1 protein-coding gene is annotated in these 255 nt (G+C 65.9%); it reads left to right on the top strand.

Going from position 1 to position 255, the window contains the following annotated elements; genetic code table 11:
* Window positions 1–35: 35 nt before the first annotated feature.
* The coding region (locus tag A5483_RS12285) for a hypothetical protein (RefSeq protein WP_206598490.1) at window positions 36–255 on the top strand (220 nt) is incomplete at its 3' end.

Genomic DNA, 255 nt, shown 5'->3' with positions numbered 1-255 from the left:
GCACGCGCATAGCGGGTCTTCTTCTAGCGGTCGCTGTGGCTGCAGGCGCAGCCAGGGTGGCAGTAACTCGGATGCATGGCAGCGACGATCACGCCGGTCACCTCGCCACTAACCCGGCCACCGCAGGTTCGGGAACGTCCCAGAGCCACAATGCCTCTACCAGGGCCTCATCTGGGGCTACCAGTGTGGTTGGCGGTGGTGGGGTTCCCTTCGACCAGCTGGGCACAGTACCAGGGGTACGGATGCGTGCCGCCG

The sequence above is a fragment of the Cutibacterium namnetense genome (assembly GCF_001642025.1).
Lineage (GTDB): Bacteria > Actinomycetota > Actinomycetes > Propionibacteriales > Propionibacteriaceae > Cutibacterium > Cutibacterium namnetense.
This window is presented reverse-complemented; position numbering and strand designations above follow the sequence as displayed.